Source organism: Leifsonia sp. NPDC058194, from assembly GCF_042883605.1.
Lineage (GTDB): Bacteria > Actinomycetota > Actinomycetes > Actinomycetales > Microbacteriaceae > Leifsonia.
This window is the reverse complement of the sequence record NZ_JBHVVL010000004.1, coordinates 254539-269611: the sequence shown is the minus strand read 5'-3', so window position 1 is coordinate 269611 and position 15073 is coordinate 254539. Positions and strand designations below refer to the sequence as shown.

The window sequence follows — 15073 nt, the reverse complement described above, 5'->3', positions numbered from 1 at the left end:
TTCGGGTGCTCCGGCCGGCGGCTCAGAGCATGCAGCTGACGCAGCCCTCGACCTCGGTGCCCTCCAGGGCGAGCTGGCGGATGCGCACGTAGTAGATGGACTTCAGTCCCGAGCGCCAGGCGTGGATCTGCGCGCGGTTCACGTCGCGGGTCGTCGCGGTGTCCGGGAAGAACAACGTGAGCGACAGCCCCTGATCGACGTGCTGGGTGGCCGCGGCATAGGTGTCGATGATCTTCTCGGGGCCGATCTCATACGCGTCGCGGTAGTACTCGAGGTTGTCGTTCGTGAGGAACGGCGCGGGGTAGTAGACCCGGCCGAGCTTCCCCTCCTTGCGGATCTCGATCTTCGACGCGATCGGGTGGATCGACGATGTCGCGTTGTTGATGTACGAGATGGATCCGGTGGGCGGCACCGCCTGCAGGTTCTGGTTGTAGAGACCGTGCTCGCGCACGCTCTCCCGAAGCGCCTCCCACTCCGCGATCGTCGGGATGTCGACGCCCGCCTCCGCGAAGAGTCCACGGACCCGGTCCGTGGCCGGTTCCCACGCCCGGTCGGTGTACTTCTCGAAGAAGGCGCCGGAAGCGTACGCCGAGTCCGCGAAGCCGCGGAACGTCTCACCGCGCTCGGCCGCGATCCGGTTGGATGCGCGGAGCGCGTGGAAGAGCACTGTGCAGAAGTAGATGTTCGTGAAGTCGATCCCCTCCTCGCTGCCGTAGTGGATGCGCTCGCGCGCCAGATAGCCGTGCAGGTTCATCTGGCCGAGGCCGATGGCGTGGGCTCCGGAGTTCCCACGCTCGACCGAGGGGACGGCCGAGAGCCGGCTCTGGTCGGAGACCGCCGAGAGCGCCCGCACCGCCGTCTCCACTGTGCGGCCGAAGTCGGGCGAGTCCATCGCCATCGCGATGTTCAGGGAGCCGAGGTTGCACGAGATGTCGGTGCCCACGTGCTGGTACGAGAGATCGTCGGAGTAGGTGCTCGCGCTGTTCACCTGCAGGATCTCGGAGCACAGGTTCGACATGTTGATGCGCCCGGCGATGGGGTTCGCACGGTTCACCGTGTCTTCGAAGACGATGTAGGGGTATCCCGACTCGAACTGGATCTCGGCGAGCGTCTGGAAGAACGCGCGCGCGTCGATCGTGGTCTTCCGGATGCGCGGATCGGCGACCAGCTCGTCGTACTTCTCGCTCACCGGGATGTCGCCGAACGGCACCCCGTAGACGCGCTCGACGTCGTAGGGGCTGAACAGGTGCATCGGGCGGTTGTCACGCGCCAGCTCGAAGGTGATGTCGGGCACCACGACCCCGAGCGACAGCGTCTTGATGCGGATCTTCTCGTCGGCGTTCTCCCGCTTGGTGTCGAGGAAGCGCAGGATGTCGGGGTGGTGGGCGCTGAGGTAGACCGCTCCGGCACCCTGTCGCGCACCGAGCTGGTTGGCGTAGCTGAACGAGTCCTCCAGCAGCTTCATCACCGGGATGACACCCGAGGACTGGTTGCGAACGCGCTTGATCGGTGCTCCGGCCTCGCGGATGTTGGAGAGCAGCAGCGCGACGCCGCCGCCGCGCTTGGAGAGCTGCAGCGCCGAGGTGATCCCGCGGCCGATGGACTCCATGTTGTCCTCCATGCGCAGCAGGAAGCAGGAGACCAGCTCCCCGCGCTGAGCTTTGCCCGCGTTGAGGAAGGTCGGGGTCGCCGGCTGGAACCGGCCCGTGATCATCTCGTCCACCAGGCGACCGGCGAACGACTCGTCGCCGGCGGCGAGTGTCAGGGCCACCATGACGACGCGGTCCTCGAACCGTTCGAGATACGCGTCGCCGTCGAAGCTCTTGAGCGCGTACGAGGTGTGGAACTTGAACGCGCCGAGGAAGGTCGGGAACCGGAAGCCGTGGCTCTCCGCCCGCTCGGTGAGGCGCTCGATCGCGTCGCTGGAGTACCTGCCCAGGACTTCGGGGTCGTAGTAGTCGTTCTCCACGAGGAAGGCGAGCCGTTCCGCCCGGGAGCCGAATCGCGGACTGTTCGGCAGGACGTGCTGGCGGAAGTACTCGCGCGCCGCCTCCCGATCGCGTTCGAACTGGATGCGGCCGTCCTCGTCGTAGAGGTTCAGCATCGCGTTGAGGGCGTGATAGTCGGGCTGTGCCTGGCGGGCGACCTCGGTCGCGTGGTCGGCGGTCAGTGTCGCCACAGTGTCTCCAATCCGTTCTGGACCGCCGCGACATCCTCAGCGGTGCCGAAGAGCTCGAAGCGGTAGTGATGGGGCACGCCGCATTTCGCCGCGACGATGTCGCCGGCGATCCCGTAGGCGGCCCCGAAGTTGGTGTTGCCTGCGCCGATGACTCCGCGCAGGAGACGGCGGTTGCCGGCGTCGTTGAGGAAGCGGATGACCTGCTTGGGCACGGCCGCGCGATCCTCTCCCCCGCCGTAGGTGGGAAGCACGAGCACGAACGGCTCCGTGGCACGCAGTTCGGGATCCCGACCCCGGAGCGGAATGCGCTGCGCCGGCACGCCGAGCTTCGTCACGAAGCGGTGCGTGTTCTCCGACACGGACGAGAAGTAGATCAGGCGGCTCACGGCCCTGGTCACTTCCCGAGCTTCGTCGCGACCCGTCCGATCAGGTCCGGGCGGAATCCGGACCAGTGCTCGTCGTCGGCCACGACGACGGGGGCTTGCGCATACCCCAGGGCCCGCACGCGTTCGAGCGCTTCGACGTCGGTCGTGACATCGACGACCCGGTAGTCGAGGCCCTTCCGATCCAGCGCGGTGTACGTGGCCGTGCACTGCACGCACGCGGGCTTGCTGTAGACGACGATGCTCATGTCCTCCGCCTTTCAGGTCAATGGGATGCCGGAGCGTTAACACTACATATAGGGGCATGGCGACACGCCGAGCACTAGATGATGTGGTTATTTCCGGCGTGGATGTGCGCAGATCGGCAACATCGGGCGCGCGGAACCGGCCCGGGAACGCAGAGAGGCCCGGCGGACCGAAGTCCGCCGGGCCTCCCCGGGAGCGACGTGCAGGCTACGCCATGCGCGCCTTCAGGTTGTCGCTGATCGCCTCGAGGAACTCCTCGGTCGTCAGGTAGGACTGCTCCGGGCCGACCAGGAGCGCGAGGTCCTTGGTCATCTTGCCCTCCTCGACGGTCTTCACGACGACGTCCTCGACGGTGTGCGTGAAGTCGATGAGCTCCTGGTTGCCGTCGAGCTTGCCGCGGTGCGCGAGACCGCGCGTCCAGGCGAAGATCGAGGCGATCGGGTTGGTGGAGGTCGGCTTGCCCTGCTGGTGCTGGCGGTAGTGGCGCGTGACGGTGCCGTGCGCGGCCTCCGCCTCGACGACCTTGCCGTCCGGCGTGGTCAGCACCGAGGTCATCAGGCCCAGCGAGCCGAAGCCCTGCGCGACGGTGTCGGACTGCACGTCGCCGTCGTAGTTCTTGCAGGCCCAGACGTAGCCGCCCTCCCACTTGAGGCTGGAGGCGACCATGTCGTCGATGAGCCGGTGCTCGTAGGTGAGCCCGGCCGCGTCGAACTTGCCCTTGTACTCGGTGTCGAAGACCTCCTGGAACAGGTCCTTGAAGCGGCCGTCGTAGGCCTTCAGGATGGTGTTCTTGGTGGAGAGGTACACCGGGTAGTTGCGGTCGAGGCCGTAGTTGAACGACGCACGGGCGAAGTCGCGGATGGACTCGTCCTGGTTGTACATCGCGAGCGCGACGCCGGCGCCCGGAGCCTGGTAGACCTCGAAGCTCTTCGCCTCGCCGCCGTCGTTCGGCTGGAAGCTGAGGGTCAGCGTGCCCGGGCCGTCGAACGTGAAGTCGGTGGCGCGGTACTGGTCGCCGAACGCGTGACGGCCGATGATGATCGGCTTGTTCCAGCCCGGGACCAGGCGCGGGATGTTCGAGATGATGATCGGCTCGCGGAAGACCACGCCGCCGAGGATGTTGCGGATGGTGCCGTTCGGGCTCCGCCACATCTTCTTCAGCCCGAACTCCTCGACGCGCGCCTCGTCGGGTGTGATCGTCGCGCACTTGACGCCGACGCCGTGCTTCTGGATGGCGTGGGCCGCGTCGATCGTGATCTGGTCGTCGGTCTCGTCGCGCTTCTGGATGCCCAGGTCGTAGTACTCGAGGTCCACGTCGAGGTAGGGGTGGATGAGCGAGTCCTTGATCGCCTTCCAGATGATGCGGGTCATCTCGTCGCCGTCGAGTTCGACGACCGTTCCTTCAACCTTGATCTTGTCCACTGGTTCTCCTGCTTCTCTGCCGTTTTCAGCCGGATACAGCTTACCTGAGCCCGGTAACTATCTTGACATCGAGACACTTTGCCGGTGCGGCGATGTCCGCTACGAGCGACTATGCCCTGTCGCCCGCGCACGTTACCCTTTCGTTATGGCTGAGTTGAGACTGGAAGAGTTGAGTGCGCGCACCGTCGTCGCGGCGAACGCACTCACGTTGAAGCCGGGGCAGGAGCAGTTCATCGCTCCGGTCTCCTACTCGGCCGCGGCTGCCGTCGCCGATCCCAGCACGTCCTGGCAGCGCGTCGTGCTCGACGGCGACGAGGTCGTCGGATTCATCATGGGCGACTTCAACCCGGAGTCGGAGCACGACGAGTTCAAAGCGATCCTCTGGCGTATCAACGTCGACGCGGACGACCAGGGCCGCGGCATCGGAACGTTCGCCGTGCGCAGCCTGGCCGACGAGGCCCGGCTGCGTGGTCATGACCGCCTCTACGTGATCTGGGAGTCGGGCGAGCTCGGTCCCGAGCAGTTCTTCCTGCGCAGCGGCTTCCAGCCGACCGGCGAGACGCAGTACGGCGAGACGATCGGTGCCCTCGCGCTCTGAGGGGGCCTCCGCGGACGATGAGGCGCGCGACGGCGCCGACTCCTTCGTGGAACGGGTGCTCGCCGTCGTGGACTCCATCCCGCCAGGCCGGGTGATGACCTACGGCGACGTGGCGGCCGTGCTCGGGTCACGGGCGGCTCGCATGGTCGGACAGGTCATGGCGTACTACGGCTCGACCGTCCCCTGGTGGCGCGTCGTGCGGGCGAGCGGTCATCCGGCCGCCGACCACGAGCACATCGCGCTCCAGCACTATCGGGCCGAGGGGACTCCGCTGCTCGGCGGTCCGCGCGCGGACGGCTCGGCCACGAGCTACCGCGTGGATCTGCGCGCCGCGCGGCACGAGGCGCGCTAACATCATCCTTCCGGCCGATGAAGCGCCCAGCTTGATGGTGTTGACTGGCTCGGATCGCATTCGTCACAGCCCCAGGAGCTCTCCGTGCCCCGTTCCCGAACCGTCGGCCTCGTCGTCGCGGCGTCCGCTGCCGCCCTCGCCCTGTCCGGCTGCTCGGTCGTCGAAGCCTTCTCGCCGCACGTCGACGCGCAGATCTACGACTCCGCGAAGGAGTTCAAGGCCGTGAAGACCGCCGCGTTCGGCTCTCCGGCGTTCGTGCCCGACGACGCGACGATCATCCGTGTCGACTACGACACTCAGAGCGGTGCGGCGATCCTGACGTACGCCTCCCCCACCCTTCTCGCGAAGGACGTCTGCTCCGGCGAGACGACGACGCCCAAGCCTGCGATCCAGGACAGCTGGTGGCCGGTCGACGGCCTCCCCGAGAAGTCCTCGAAGTGCCCGGGCGGTTGGTCCGCGTTCGCCATCGGCCAGCAGGTGTATGCCGCACTCCCCGCGAAGAGCAAGTAGAGCACTCCCTCAGGAAGCGGGCTCCTCCGCCATCGCCGCGTCGGCGTGAGGCACGGGGATCGTCAGCTCGAGGATCGTGCCGAGCCCGTCCACCGAACGCAGCTCCGCGCGGCCGTTGACCGCTTCGACCCGGTCGCGGATCCCCTCGAGCCCGCCGCCCGGCTCGAACCGGGCGCCGCCCTTCCCGTCGTCCTTGACCACGACCGAGACCGTGTCGTCGCGGCGGGTCACGAGCACCGCGCAGTTGCGGGCGCCGGCGTGCTTGGCCGCATTGGCCAGGCACTCGGAGACCGAGTAGTAGATCGTCTCCTCGATCACGTTGGCGAACCGGTCGGTCGTCTCGACGTGGACCTCGACCAGGAGGTGGCTGCGCTGCCCGAGCTCCTCCAGCGCCGATGTCAGGTCGCCGTCGGTCAGGACCGTCGGGTGGATGCCACGCGCCAGCTCCCGCAGTTCGCGCAGCGCGTCCGCCAGCTGCGTCGACGCGCGCTCGAGGTCGCCGGCGACCTCCACGGCACCGGCCGCCTCCGCCTTCGCCGTGGCGATCCGCAGACTGATCGCGAGAGAGACGAGCTGCTGCTGCGAGCCGTCGTGCAGATCGCGTTCGAGTCGCCTGCGGGCGAGGTACCCCTCTTCGACGATGCGCAGACGCGACTGGCGGAGCTCCTGGATGGTGCGCTCCAGCCGATCACGCAGGCGATCGTTGTCGACCGAGAGCAGGAGGGCGGAGGAGACGGCGTCGAGCAGGCGGTCGTCCTGGCTGAGGGCGATGTCGTGCTCGATGAGGGCGATCGGGCCCTGGTCGGAGTCGATCGCCAGGGTGGACCGGCCGGGCCGCTCGGTCTCGCCGTCAGCGTCGATGCGTTCCCCGTCGCTGGTGAGGAATCCGCCGCCCTGTTCGTCCCACCAGTACACGCGCACGGAGCTGTCGTGGAGCGTGCGCGCGAGGCTCGACTCCCACAGCGCCCTGTCCACCTTGTCCCGGGCGACGATCACCAGGTCGGCGACGCGGGAGCGCAGCCCGCGCGCATAGAAGACGCCGCCGATGAACGCCGGCGGGATCAGCGCGATCGCGAACGGCGGGATGAACTGCAGCCAGCCGCCATCCCACCCGAGGGTGAAGCTCAGGGAGTCCTGCACCGTTCCGTAGCACCACAGGACGATGGCCAGCGGCATCACGAACGAGACGCGGCGGGCGGGCAGGGAGCTGGTGAACCAGCGCACGGCCAGACGGACGGCGATCGTCAGCATCAGGGCGAGCCCTGCAGCGCGCCAGGCGACGCCGAGCCAGAAGTCGACGTCGTCGCTGGGAAGCACCGCATACGCGCTCTGCACGCAGCCGCACTCCGCGGGGGACGGCGACGTGAACAGCAGCGTGCCGATGAAGCGGACCAGGAAGGCGGCGCTGCCGGCGAGGAGCACGACCCGATCGAACCGGGAGAACCGCCCGGTCGGATAGCACAGCACGACGGCGCCGACGAAGATCGCCCACAGATCCGTGACTCCCGCCAGCGGCGGCCACAGCCAGCCGATGCCGCGAGCCAGCGGATACCAGGCTCCCGCGGACCAGAACAGCGCCGCGCCGACCATCAGCCAGCCCGGCACGGGGCTGCGCACCACCCGCCAGGCGACGACGGCGCACACCACGTAGACGAGGGCGACGGCGATGAAGACGATCGCCCAGCCCAGCCCCTCCGGCCTCGGGCCGTAATCGCCGGTCACCCCGCTGATCACCTGGGCGAGGACGTTCGACGCGATCGTGACCGTCACCGCGAGCGCACGGAGCCAGGTGCGCGCGACCCTCACGGCGTTCAGCCGTCCTTGCCGAGGAAGCGCAGCACGGCGAGCACCCGGCGGTGCCCTTCTGCGGAGTCCTCGACGCCGAGTTTGGCCATGATGTGCCCGATGTGCGACTCGACCGTCCGGAGGCTGAGATGCAGTTCGGAGGCGATGCCGACGTTCGACTTGCCCTCGGCCATCCGGCTCAGCACGTCCCGCTCGCGAGCCGAGAGCGCCTCCACCGTGTGCTCGGACGCACGGGACGAGACCAGGAGCTGCACGACCTCCGGATCGACGACCGAGCCGCCCGAAGCGACGGTGCGCACCGCGTTCACCAGGGATTCGCCGTCGGCGACACGTTCCTTGAGGAGGTAGCCGGTGCCGCTCCCGGCCGTCATCGCCCGGATCGCATAGGTCGCCGTGGTGTACATCGACAGCAGCAGGACCCCGACCGTGGAGCCCTCGGCCCGGAGCGCCTCGAGCGCGCGGAGACCCTCATCAGTGTGTGTGGGCGGCATCTTGATGTCGAGCACGACAGCGTCGATCGCGTTGTCGCCCGCCACCACGTCGAGGACCTCCTCGGCTGTGTCGACGGAGGCGACGACATCCACACCGCCCGCGCGCAGGATCTGACCGATGCCTTCGCGGAGCAGGACCGCGTCGTCGGCGATCGCGACCCGTAGCGGGCGGGAAACCGAAGCACTCTCTCCCGCTACCACGGGGCTTACCGTAGCAGACTGCGGATCGCCGGGCCGGTCAGGTCGCCTTTCGTGATGAATCCCTCTGCTCCGCTGTCGGCCACCCGGCGGCCGTAATCGCGGAAGGATCGACTGGAGGTGAGCACCACGGCGGCGCCGGTGGCGTGCATGTCCGCGACGAGGTCGAATCCGCTCGCGTCGGGCAGCCCGACATCGAGCAGGACGACGTCCGGCGCGAGCCGTCTGCTCAGTTCGACGCCGCGGGCTCCGGTGTCGGCGTCGCCGACGACGGCGAACCGCTCCAACTGCAGCAGCTCCGCCGCCTGTGCACGGAAGCGCGCGTGGTCGTCGACGATCACAACGCGGAGGTACATGCGTCAATCCTCACCCGGCGCGTCCCGTACTTCATCCGTGGACGCACGCAATCGGTTCGAGTGGCCCCCCGGATGCGGGGTGCATGAACCCCCGAGGATGATCTGAGGCAAGCTCAACAAACCGAGGAGAACCCGATGCCCGCCGTCACCCGAACCGCCGACCCGACCGGCGCCGCTGCGGCGCCGGCGGCGGAGACGGCGGGCGACCTCCTCGAGCTCCCGCTCGTCGTCATCGACGTGGAACGAGCCGTCGGCCGCTACCTCGACCTCCGCACGGCGTTCCCGTGGGTGGACGTGCACTACGACGTGAGCGCGCTGTCGCACCCCGCGCTGCTCGACGCGATCGCCGTCGCCCAGGGGGCGTTCGAGATCGCGCTGCCGCCGGCACTCGACGCGATCGTCGCCCGGGAGGGGCGCCCGAGGCTCCTCCACACGGCTCCGATCACGCAATCCCGCGATGTGGCGGCCGCGTACCGCGCGGGGGTCCGCCGCTTCGTGGTCGACGGCGGTGAGGAGCTGGAGGCGTTCGCCGGCGCTCCGGACGATGTCCGCCTGCTCCTGCGGGTACGACCGCTCGGCGGAGCGCCATCCACGGACCGCGCGCCGCGCGGTCTCCTCCCCGTCGACGTCGTCCGCGCGGTGCGCGCGGCGTCGGCCCTGGGCGTGTGCGTCGGCGGGTTGTCCCTCCAGCCGCCGGCGCACTCGTCCCCCGCCGCATACGTCGCTGAGATCGTCCACGCCGCAGCGATCACGGCCGATGTCCGCGCCGCGACCGGGGTGCGGTTCGACCTGCTCGACCTCGGTGCGGGGTTCCCGGGACGTGCGGCCGCACGGGCGGCGGAGCAGGCGGAGCTCGCCCGGGCGATCCGGGCGATCGTGGCCCCGGCCACCTCGCACGTCTCCATCGTCGCCGCCGCCTCGCGGGCGGTGACCGCCGGCTGTCTGAGCGTCGTCACGGGCACGACCGAGCACGAGGCCGAGCCCGCGTACGCCAGCGAGTGCATCGACGCCGGCGCCGACGTCCTCGTACTCACGCACGACCTGCGCCCCGGTCTCCGGGAGCGCCTCTCCTTCTTCCGTGGCGGAGCCGAGCGGGGACATCGCGTCCTCCGCCCGCGCCGCGCACGCACGACCTGGTCACCCGCGGGCTGACAACCCCTACCGCGGGGGATCACGGCGGAGGGGCGACGCGTACCGATACGCGCCGCCCCTCCGGAACATCACCAGCCGCCCCGGCTAGACCAGCGAATCCCGCCACGCGGCATGGAGCTGGGCGAACCGGCCCGTCCCGGCGATCAGATCGTCGGGGGTCCCGTCCTCGACCACCCGGCCGTGCTCCATCACGAGCACGCGGTCCGCGATGGCGACGGTCGAGAGGCGGTGGGCGATGATCACCGCGGTGCGGTCGGCCAGCAGCGTCTGCAGGGCCTCCTGCACCAGGCGCTCGCTCGGGATGTCGAGCGAGCTGGTCGCCTCGTCGAGGATCAGCACGGCGGGGTTCGCGAGGAACGCACGGGCGAACGAGATCAGCTGACGCTGACCGGCGGACACCCGGCCGCCGCGCTTGTTCACGTCGGTGTCGTACCCGCCCGGCAGACCCTCGATGAACTCGTGCGCCCCGACGGCCTTCGCCGCCGCGACGATCTCCTCGCGCGACGCCTCGGGCTTGCCGAGTGCGATGTTGTCCGCGACGGATCCGCTGAAGAGGTACGCCTCCTGCGTGACCATCACGATCGCCCGGCGCAGATCCTTCGGGTGCAGATCGCGCAGGTCGACGCCGTCGATCGAGACCTCGCCGTCGCTCGGGTCGTAGAACCGCGAGATCAGCTTGGCCAGGGTCGACTTGCCCGCACCCGTCGAGCCGACGAGGGCGATCGTCTGCCCCGCCGGGATGTCCAGACTGAACTCCGGCAGGATGACGCGGTCCTCCTTGTAGGCGAAGGTGACGTCGTCGAACCGCACGTGCCCTTCGGCCGTCCAGAGGTCGACCGGCTTCACCGGATCGGGCACGCTCGGCTCCTCCTCCAGCACACCCGAGATCTTCTCGAGCGCGGCCGCGGCCGACTGGTAGGAGTTGTAGAACATCGCCATCTCCTCCATCGGGTCGAAGAAGCGCCGCGTGTAGAGCAGGGCGGCCAGCAGCACACCGATCGCGAGCTGGCCCTCGGCGACGCGGAAGCCTCCGACGAGGAGCACGATGCCGACGGTGAGGTTGCCGATCATCACGAGTCCGGGGTCGAAGATCCCGAACAGCTGGATGACCCGCGCGTTCACGTCGCGGTAGTCCTCGACGAGGTCGCCGAACTCCTTCTCGTTGCGCTTCTCCTTGCGGAACGCCTTCACCGCGCGGATACCGGTCATGGTCTCCACGAACTGCACGATCAGCTTGGCCGACGCCACCCGCGAGATCCGGAACAGCACCTGCGACCGCTTCTGGAACCAGCGCGTGAGCAGGTACAGCGGCACCAGGGACACCAGCAGCACGACACCGCTCACCCAGTCCATGACGAACAGGGCGATCGCGATGAACAGCATGTACAGGAAGCCCTGCACGAGCTGGTTGATGCCGGAATCCAGGAGCTCGCGGATCGAGTCCAGGTCGCTCGTCTGCCGCGAGATGATGCGGCCCGACGTGTACGACTCGTGGAACTCGAGGGAGAGCTTCTGCGTGTGCAGGAACACCCGCTTGCGCAGGTCGATCAGGATGGCCTGGCTGATCCGCGCGCTCAGGATCGTGTACCAGGCGATCAGGATCGCCCCGATGATGCCGGTCAGCAGGTAGGCGACGCCGGCGGCAGCGACAGGCATCCAGTCCTGAGACTTCAGGGCGGTGATGCCGTTGTCGATGCCGAACGCGATGATCGCCGGTCCCGCCACCTGCCCGGCCGTGCTGACCACGACGACGATCGCCGTCAGGATCAGCCGGACGCGCAGGGGCTGCATCAGGGAGCCCAGCAGGCGCAGCGAACGCCGCCGGACCTGACGGCTCTCCTCCTTGGTGAGGTCGTTGCGCTCTTCGCCTTCGACACCCAGGACGGTTGCGGTGCTCACAGGTTCACCTCCTGCAGGATCTCTTCGTTCTCGCCGTCCTCCAGGCTGGAGATGACGAATCGGTAGTGCTCGCTCGAGGCGAGCAGGTCGTGGTGGGTCCCGACGGCGGTGATGCGCCCCTCCTCGAGGAGTGCCACCCGGTCGGCGAGCGTCACCGTCGACGGGCGATGCGCGACGATCAGCGCCGTGGTCGAGGCGAGGACGCGCCGCAGCGCGGCTTCGACGAGCGCCTCCGTGTCGACATCGAGTGCCGACAGCGGGTCGTCGAGGACGAGCACGCTGGGCGCCGCGGCGACGGCACGCGCGAGCGCGAGTCGTTGCCGCTGTCCGCCGGAGAGGCTCAGCCCCTCCTCGCCGACCTTCGTCTCCAGTCCGTCGGGCAGGTCGTACACGAAGCCGGCCTGTGCGATCTCGAGCGCCTCGGTGAGCACACGCTCCGCCTCCGGGGAAGCGGGGTCGAGGTCGTCGCGGCCGAGCAGCACGTTGTCGCGGACGGACGCCGAGAACAGCGTCGCATCCTCGAACGCCATCGCGATCGCCTTGCGCAGGTCGTACCGGGTGAGCTCGCGCACGTCGACGCCGTCGACGCGCACGGCGCCGCCGGTCACGTCGTACAGGCGCGTGGTGAGCGCGGTCAGCGTGGACTTGCCGCTGCCCGTCAGTCCGACGAGCGCCATGGTCTCCCCCGGCTCCACCGTCAGGCGGACGCCGTCGAGCAGGTCCGGGAACCGCTCGGGCGAGTCCTGGTAGCGGAAGTGCACGTCGTCGAAGACGAGCTCGCCGCGCGGATCGGTGATCCGCTTGGGTTCGGCCGGGTCGGTGATCGCGTTGACCTCGTCCATCACCTCGAAGAAGCGGTCGGCCGCGGTGCGCGTGTCGAACGTCATCGAGAGCAGGAAGCCGATCGACTCGATCGGGAACCGCAGCACCGTGGCAGTCGCGAAGAACGCGACCAGCTCGCCGACGGACAGCTGCCCTTGCGAGGCCAGCCACACGCCGACCACGAGGCTGATGCCGAACGCCACGTCGGGGATGAGCAGCAGCCAGAGCCAGATGCCCGCGATGGCCTTCGCCTTCTCGATCTCGGTGCCGCGCAGCTGTTCCGCCTGCGACTCGAAGTTCTTGAGGGCGTGCTTGCCCCGGCCGAACGCCTTGAGCACGCGGATGCCGTGCACCGACTCCTCCACGGCCGTCGCGAGGTCGCCGGCCTGGTCCTGGCTGCGGCGGGCGATGATCGAGTACTTCGCCTCGAACACGAACCCGTAGATCCACAGCGGGATGGAGCAGACCAGGAAGATGAGGCCGAGGATCCAGTTCCAGCTGATCAGGATCGCGAAGCCGACGACGATCGTCACGATGTTGACGACGAGCAGCACGATGCCGAACGACAGCCAGCGGCGGATCAGCCCGAGGTCGCTGACCGCGCGCGACAGCAGCTGTCCGCTCGGCCAACGGTCGTGGAAGGCGACGGGCAGGTCCTGGAGCTTGGCGTACAGGCTGTTGCGCATGCGCGCCTCCACGTGCGTGCCCGGGGTGAGCACGAACCAGCGGCGGAGCGAGATGAACACGGCCTCGGCGGCGCCGAGCCCGACGACGAGCAGGGCCGCCGGCCAGACGGCTGCGGGGTCGCCGGTCGACAGCGGACCGTCGACCAGCCACCCGAGCACCTGCGGGATGCTCAGCGCCACGAGGCTGGCCAGCAGTGCCGCGACCATGCCGAGCACGATGCGCGGTGCCGCCGATTTGGCGAACGGCAGGATGCGCAGCAGCGTGCGGATGGTGCCCGCGCGCTTCGTGGTTTCTCTTTGAGGGGGATGCTGATGCGTTTCAGCGACAGACATGAGACTTCCGATTTCTTGTGATTTTCCGACTTCTGCGACGGGTCACCGTAGACCCGGGGAACAGTGCTGAGAGGTCGCCGCCGAGGGTCGCCGAAGGCACACCGATGTGTGCTCGACCCTCGGGAACAGTGCCGTCAGAGGACGGCCGGCGACAGTCAGCCGGAGACGCGATCCTTCCTGGGACCTACCAGGGAAGAGCCGGCTCGGAGGACGTGCGCGCGACAAGCCCGAACACCGTCACGATTCGTGCGTATCCAGTCTTTTTCATTGCGTCCTCCCGGCCTCGATGCGTTCACGTTGTGCCGCGACAAGGCAGCCCTACAGCTTATTGCCAGCCTCGCGTGATCCGCAAGCATTCATTCGAGCGCATGGATGCACCCCTCGGCACGAGTCGGCTCGAGCGGACGTGCCTCAGCGGATCCGGATCGACAGGCAGGTGACGCAGCCCTCGAGCTTCTCGAACTCGGAGATGTCGACCGGGATCGTTGTGTAGCCGAGGTCCTCGAGGAGGGCGGCGGTCTGCGGCGCCGCGGACGAGATGAGCAGGGTCTCGTCGTCGAGGACGACGACGGCGGTGCCGTGCGCCTCGGGGACGGGCAGGAAGCGCTCGAACAGGCGCGGCTCGTCGACGAGGGGCTCGTAGCCGATGACGGTGCCGTCCGGCAGAGCGGTGACCGCGGTCTTCAGGTGCAGCGCCTTCGTGACGGGCACCCCGACGACGGTGTAGCCGAGCGGCGCGACGATCGCGCGCAGCTGGCGGATGCCCTCGCCGTTGGTGCGGCCGCCACGGCCGACGTAGACGGTCGAGCCGATCTTGAGGACGTCCCCGCCTTCGAGCGTGCCGGGCTCCTCGATGCGCTCGAGCCGGAGGCCCTGGGCACGCAGGGCGGCCTCGGTTCCGGTGACCTCGGGCTTACGGGAGTCCGCTCCCGGGCGGGTGATGACGGCGGTGTCGCCGAAGACGACGGCCGTGTCCTCCACGAAGACGGAGTCGGCGAGAGTGTCCGCCGAGGCGACCTCGACGGTCTGCCAGCCGGCCTGCGAGAGAGCGTTCACGTAGCCGTCCCACTGGGTGTCCGCGAGCTCCGCGTCCACCGAGGACCGCTCGAGGTGGGTGACGAGGCCGTCCTGGAGGTTCTTGGCCGGGATGCGGACGAGCGCCACCTTGCGCTCGGACTCGAAGCGGCTGCGGACGCCCTCGAGGATGCGGAACAGCCAGCGGCCGAAAGTCGGGGTCAGGGCGGCGATCGCGATGGCGTAGAGCAGGTTGATGCCGAGCAGCGTGCCGAGCACGGCGCTGACGAACGGCCAGCTGAACGGCTGGCCGGCCGAGATCGCCGTGACGAAGGTCCCGAGCGTCGGCGACAGCACGGCGGCCACGACGCCCGCGATCAGCGCCGTCCACCAGCGGTCGTAGGCGCCGACGGCGCCCGCGACGAAGAGCAGCACGAATGCGATCACGCTCGTCAGCGAGAAGTAGTTGCTGACGGCGACGATCAACGCCCCCGATGGGGCCGACGACCCGGCGAGACTCCCCACGTAGAACGCGGCGATCATCGCCGCGTGCACGACGAGGGCCACCACGAAGGCGGCGACAAGGGATGCGATGAGCCGGCGGCCCCACGAAGACGTCATGGGAA

At 68.8% G+C, this 15073-nt stretch carries 14 protein-coding genes; 4 read left to right on the top strand and 10 right to left on the bottom strand.

All coding sequences use genetic code 11. The features are described 5' to 3' along the window. Positions 1 to 22 precede the first annotated feature (22 nt). From nrdE to ACFVU2_RS16185, 4 genes are all read right to left on the bottom strand, one after another. Entirely contained in the window at positions 23 to 2179 is a 2157-nt protein-coding gene (gene nrdE / locus ACFVU2_RS16200) for a class 1b ribonucleoside-diphosphate reductase subunit alpha (protein ID WP_387876318.1), read from the bottom strand. After that, a complete protein-coding gene (gene nrdI / locus ACFVU2_RS16195) occupies positions 2167 to 2565 on the bottom strand; it encodes a class Ib ribonucleoside-diphosphate reductase assembly flavoprotein NrdI (RefSeq protein ID WP_387876839.1) in 399 nt (132 codons plus the stop codon). Before nrdI ends, nrdE begins: the two co-directional genes overlap by 13 nt. An 8-nt stretch (positions 2566 to 2573) precedes the next feature. After that, positions 2574 to 2810: a glutaredoxin-like protein NrdH gene (gene nrdH, locus ACFVU2_RS16190; RefSeq protein ID WP_387876316.1), complete on the bottom strand. Its 237-nt coding sequence runs from the start codon at positions 2808 to 2810 to the stop codon at positions 2574 to 2576. 205 nt (positions 2811 to 3015) lie between these two features. Further along, positions 3016 to 4230, bottom strand: a complete 1215-nt coding sequence (locus ACFVU2_RS16185) for an NADP-dependent isocitrate dehydrogenase (protein WP_387876315.1) — start codon at positions 4228 to 4230, stop codon at positions 3016 to 3018. Positions 4231 to 4375: 145 nt separating this feature from the next. Here ACFVU2_RS16185 and ACFVU2_RS16180 point away from each other — a divergent pair, with 145 nt between their 5' ends. The 3 genes from ACFVU2_RS16180 (at position 4376) to ACFVU2_RS16170 (ending at position 5690) form a co-directional block, all read left to right on the top strand. Then, complete coding sequence (locus ACFVU2_RS16180) at positions 4376 to 4828, top strand: GNAT family N-acetyltransferase (RefSeq protein WP_387876312.1); 453 nt, start codon at positions 4376 to 4378, stop codon at positions 4826 to 4828. Beyond that, the gene (locus ACFVU2_RS16175; RefSeq protein ID WP_387876310.1) at positions 4812 to 5180 is read left to right on the top strand and encodes an MGMT family protein; all 369 of its coding nucleotides are present in this window, start codon (positions 4812 to 4814) and stop codon (positions 5178 to 5180) included. The genes ACFVU2_RS16180 and ACFVU2_RS16175 overlap by 17 nt, the downstream gene beginning before the upstream one ends. An 84-nt stretch (positions 5181 to 5264) precedes the next feature. Continuing rightward, a complete protein-coding gene (locus tag ACFVU2_RS16170; RefSeq protein ID WP_387876307.1) occupies positions 5265 to 5690 on the top strand; it encodes a hypothetical protein in 426 nt (141 codons plus the stop codon). A gap of 9 nt (positions 5691 to 5699) precedes the next feature. Here ACFVU2_RS16170 and ACFVU2_RS16165 read toward each other — a convergent pair whose 3' ends face one another. From ACFVU2_RS16165 to ACFVU2_RS16155, 3 genes are read right to left on the bottom strand one after another with little or no spacing between them, the layout of a single operon-like run. After that, entirely contained in the window at positions 5700 to 7496 is a 1797-nt protein-coding gene (locus tag ACFVU2_RS16165) for a histidine kinase (protein ID WP_387876305.1), read from the bottom strand. A gap of 5 nt (positions 7497 to 7501) precedes the next feature. Next, entirely contained in the window at positions 7502 to 8188 is a 687-nt protein-coding gene (locus tag ACFVU2_RS16160) for a LuxR C-terminal-related transcriptional regulator (protein ID WP_387876303.1), read from the bottom strand. Positions 8189 to 8193: 5 nt separating this feature from the next. Next, positions 8194 to 8541 carry a response regulator transcription factor gene (locus ACFVU2_RS16155; RefSeq protein ID WP_387876300.1) on the bottom strand — a complete coding sequence of 116 codons (348 nt, stop codon included), beginning with the start codon at positions 8539 to 8541 and terminating at the stop codon, positions 8194 to 8196. Between the two features lie 135 nt (positions 8542 to 8676). On the opposite strand from ACFVU2_RS16155, the gene ACFVU2_RS16150 reads away from it, so the two are divergent. Next, on the top strand, positions 8677 to 9693 hold the full coding sequence (locus tag ACFVU2_RS16150; RefSeq protein WP_387876298.1) for a hypothetical protein: 1017 nt from the start codon (positions 8677 to 8679) through the stop codon (positions 9691 to 9693). Between the two features lie 84 nt (positions 9694 to 9777). Here ACFVU2_RS16150 and ACFVU2_RS16145 read toward each other — a convergent pair whose 3' ends face one another. The 3 genes from ACFVU2_RS16145 to ddaH all read right to left on the bottom strand — a co-directional run bounded on the left by ACFVU2_RS16145 (position 9778) and on the right by ddaH (position 15068). Further along, a complete protein-coding gene (locus tag ACFVU2_RS16145) occupies positions 9778 to 11592 on the bottom strand; it encodes an ABC transporter ATP-binding protein (protein WP_387876295.1) in 1815 nt (604 codons plus the stop codon). Next, positions 11589 to 13433, bottom strand: coding sequence for an ABC transporter ATP-binding protein (locus ACFVU2_RS16140; protein WP_387876293.1), 1845 nt, complete (start codon positions 13431 to 13433; stop codon positions 11589 to 11591). Before ACFVU2_RS16140 ends, ACFVU2_RS16145 begins: the two co-directional genes overlap by 4 nt. Before the next feature lie 411 nt (positions 13434 to 13844). Then, positions 13845 to 15068 (bottom strand): dimethylargininase, encoded by a 1224-nt coding sequence (ddaH, locus tag ACFVU2_RS16135; RefSeq protein ID WP_387876291.1) that lies wholly within the window; start codon positions 15066 to 15068, stop codon positions 13845 to 13847. Positions 15069 to 15073: the final 5 nt, after the last annotated feature.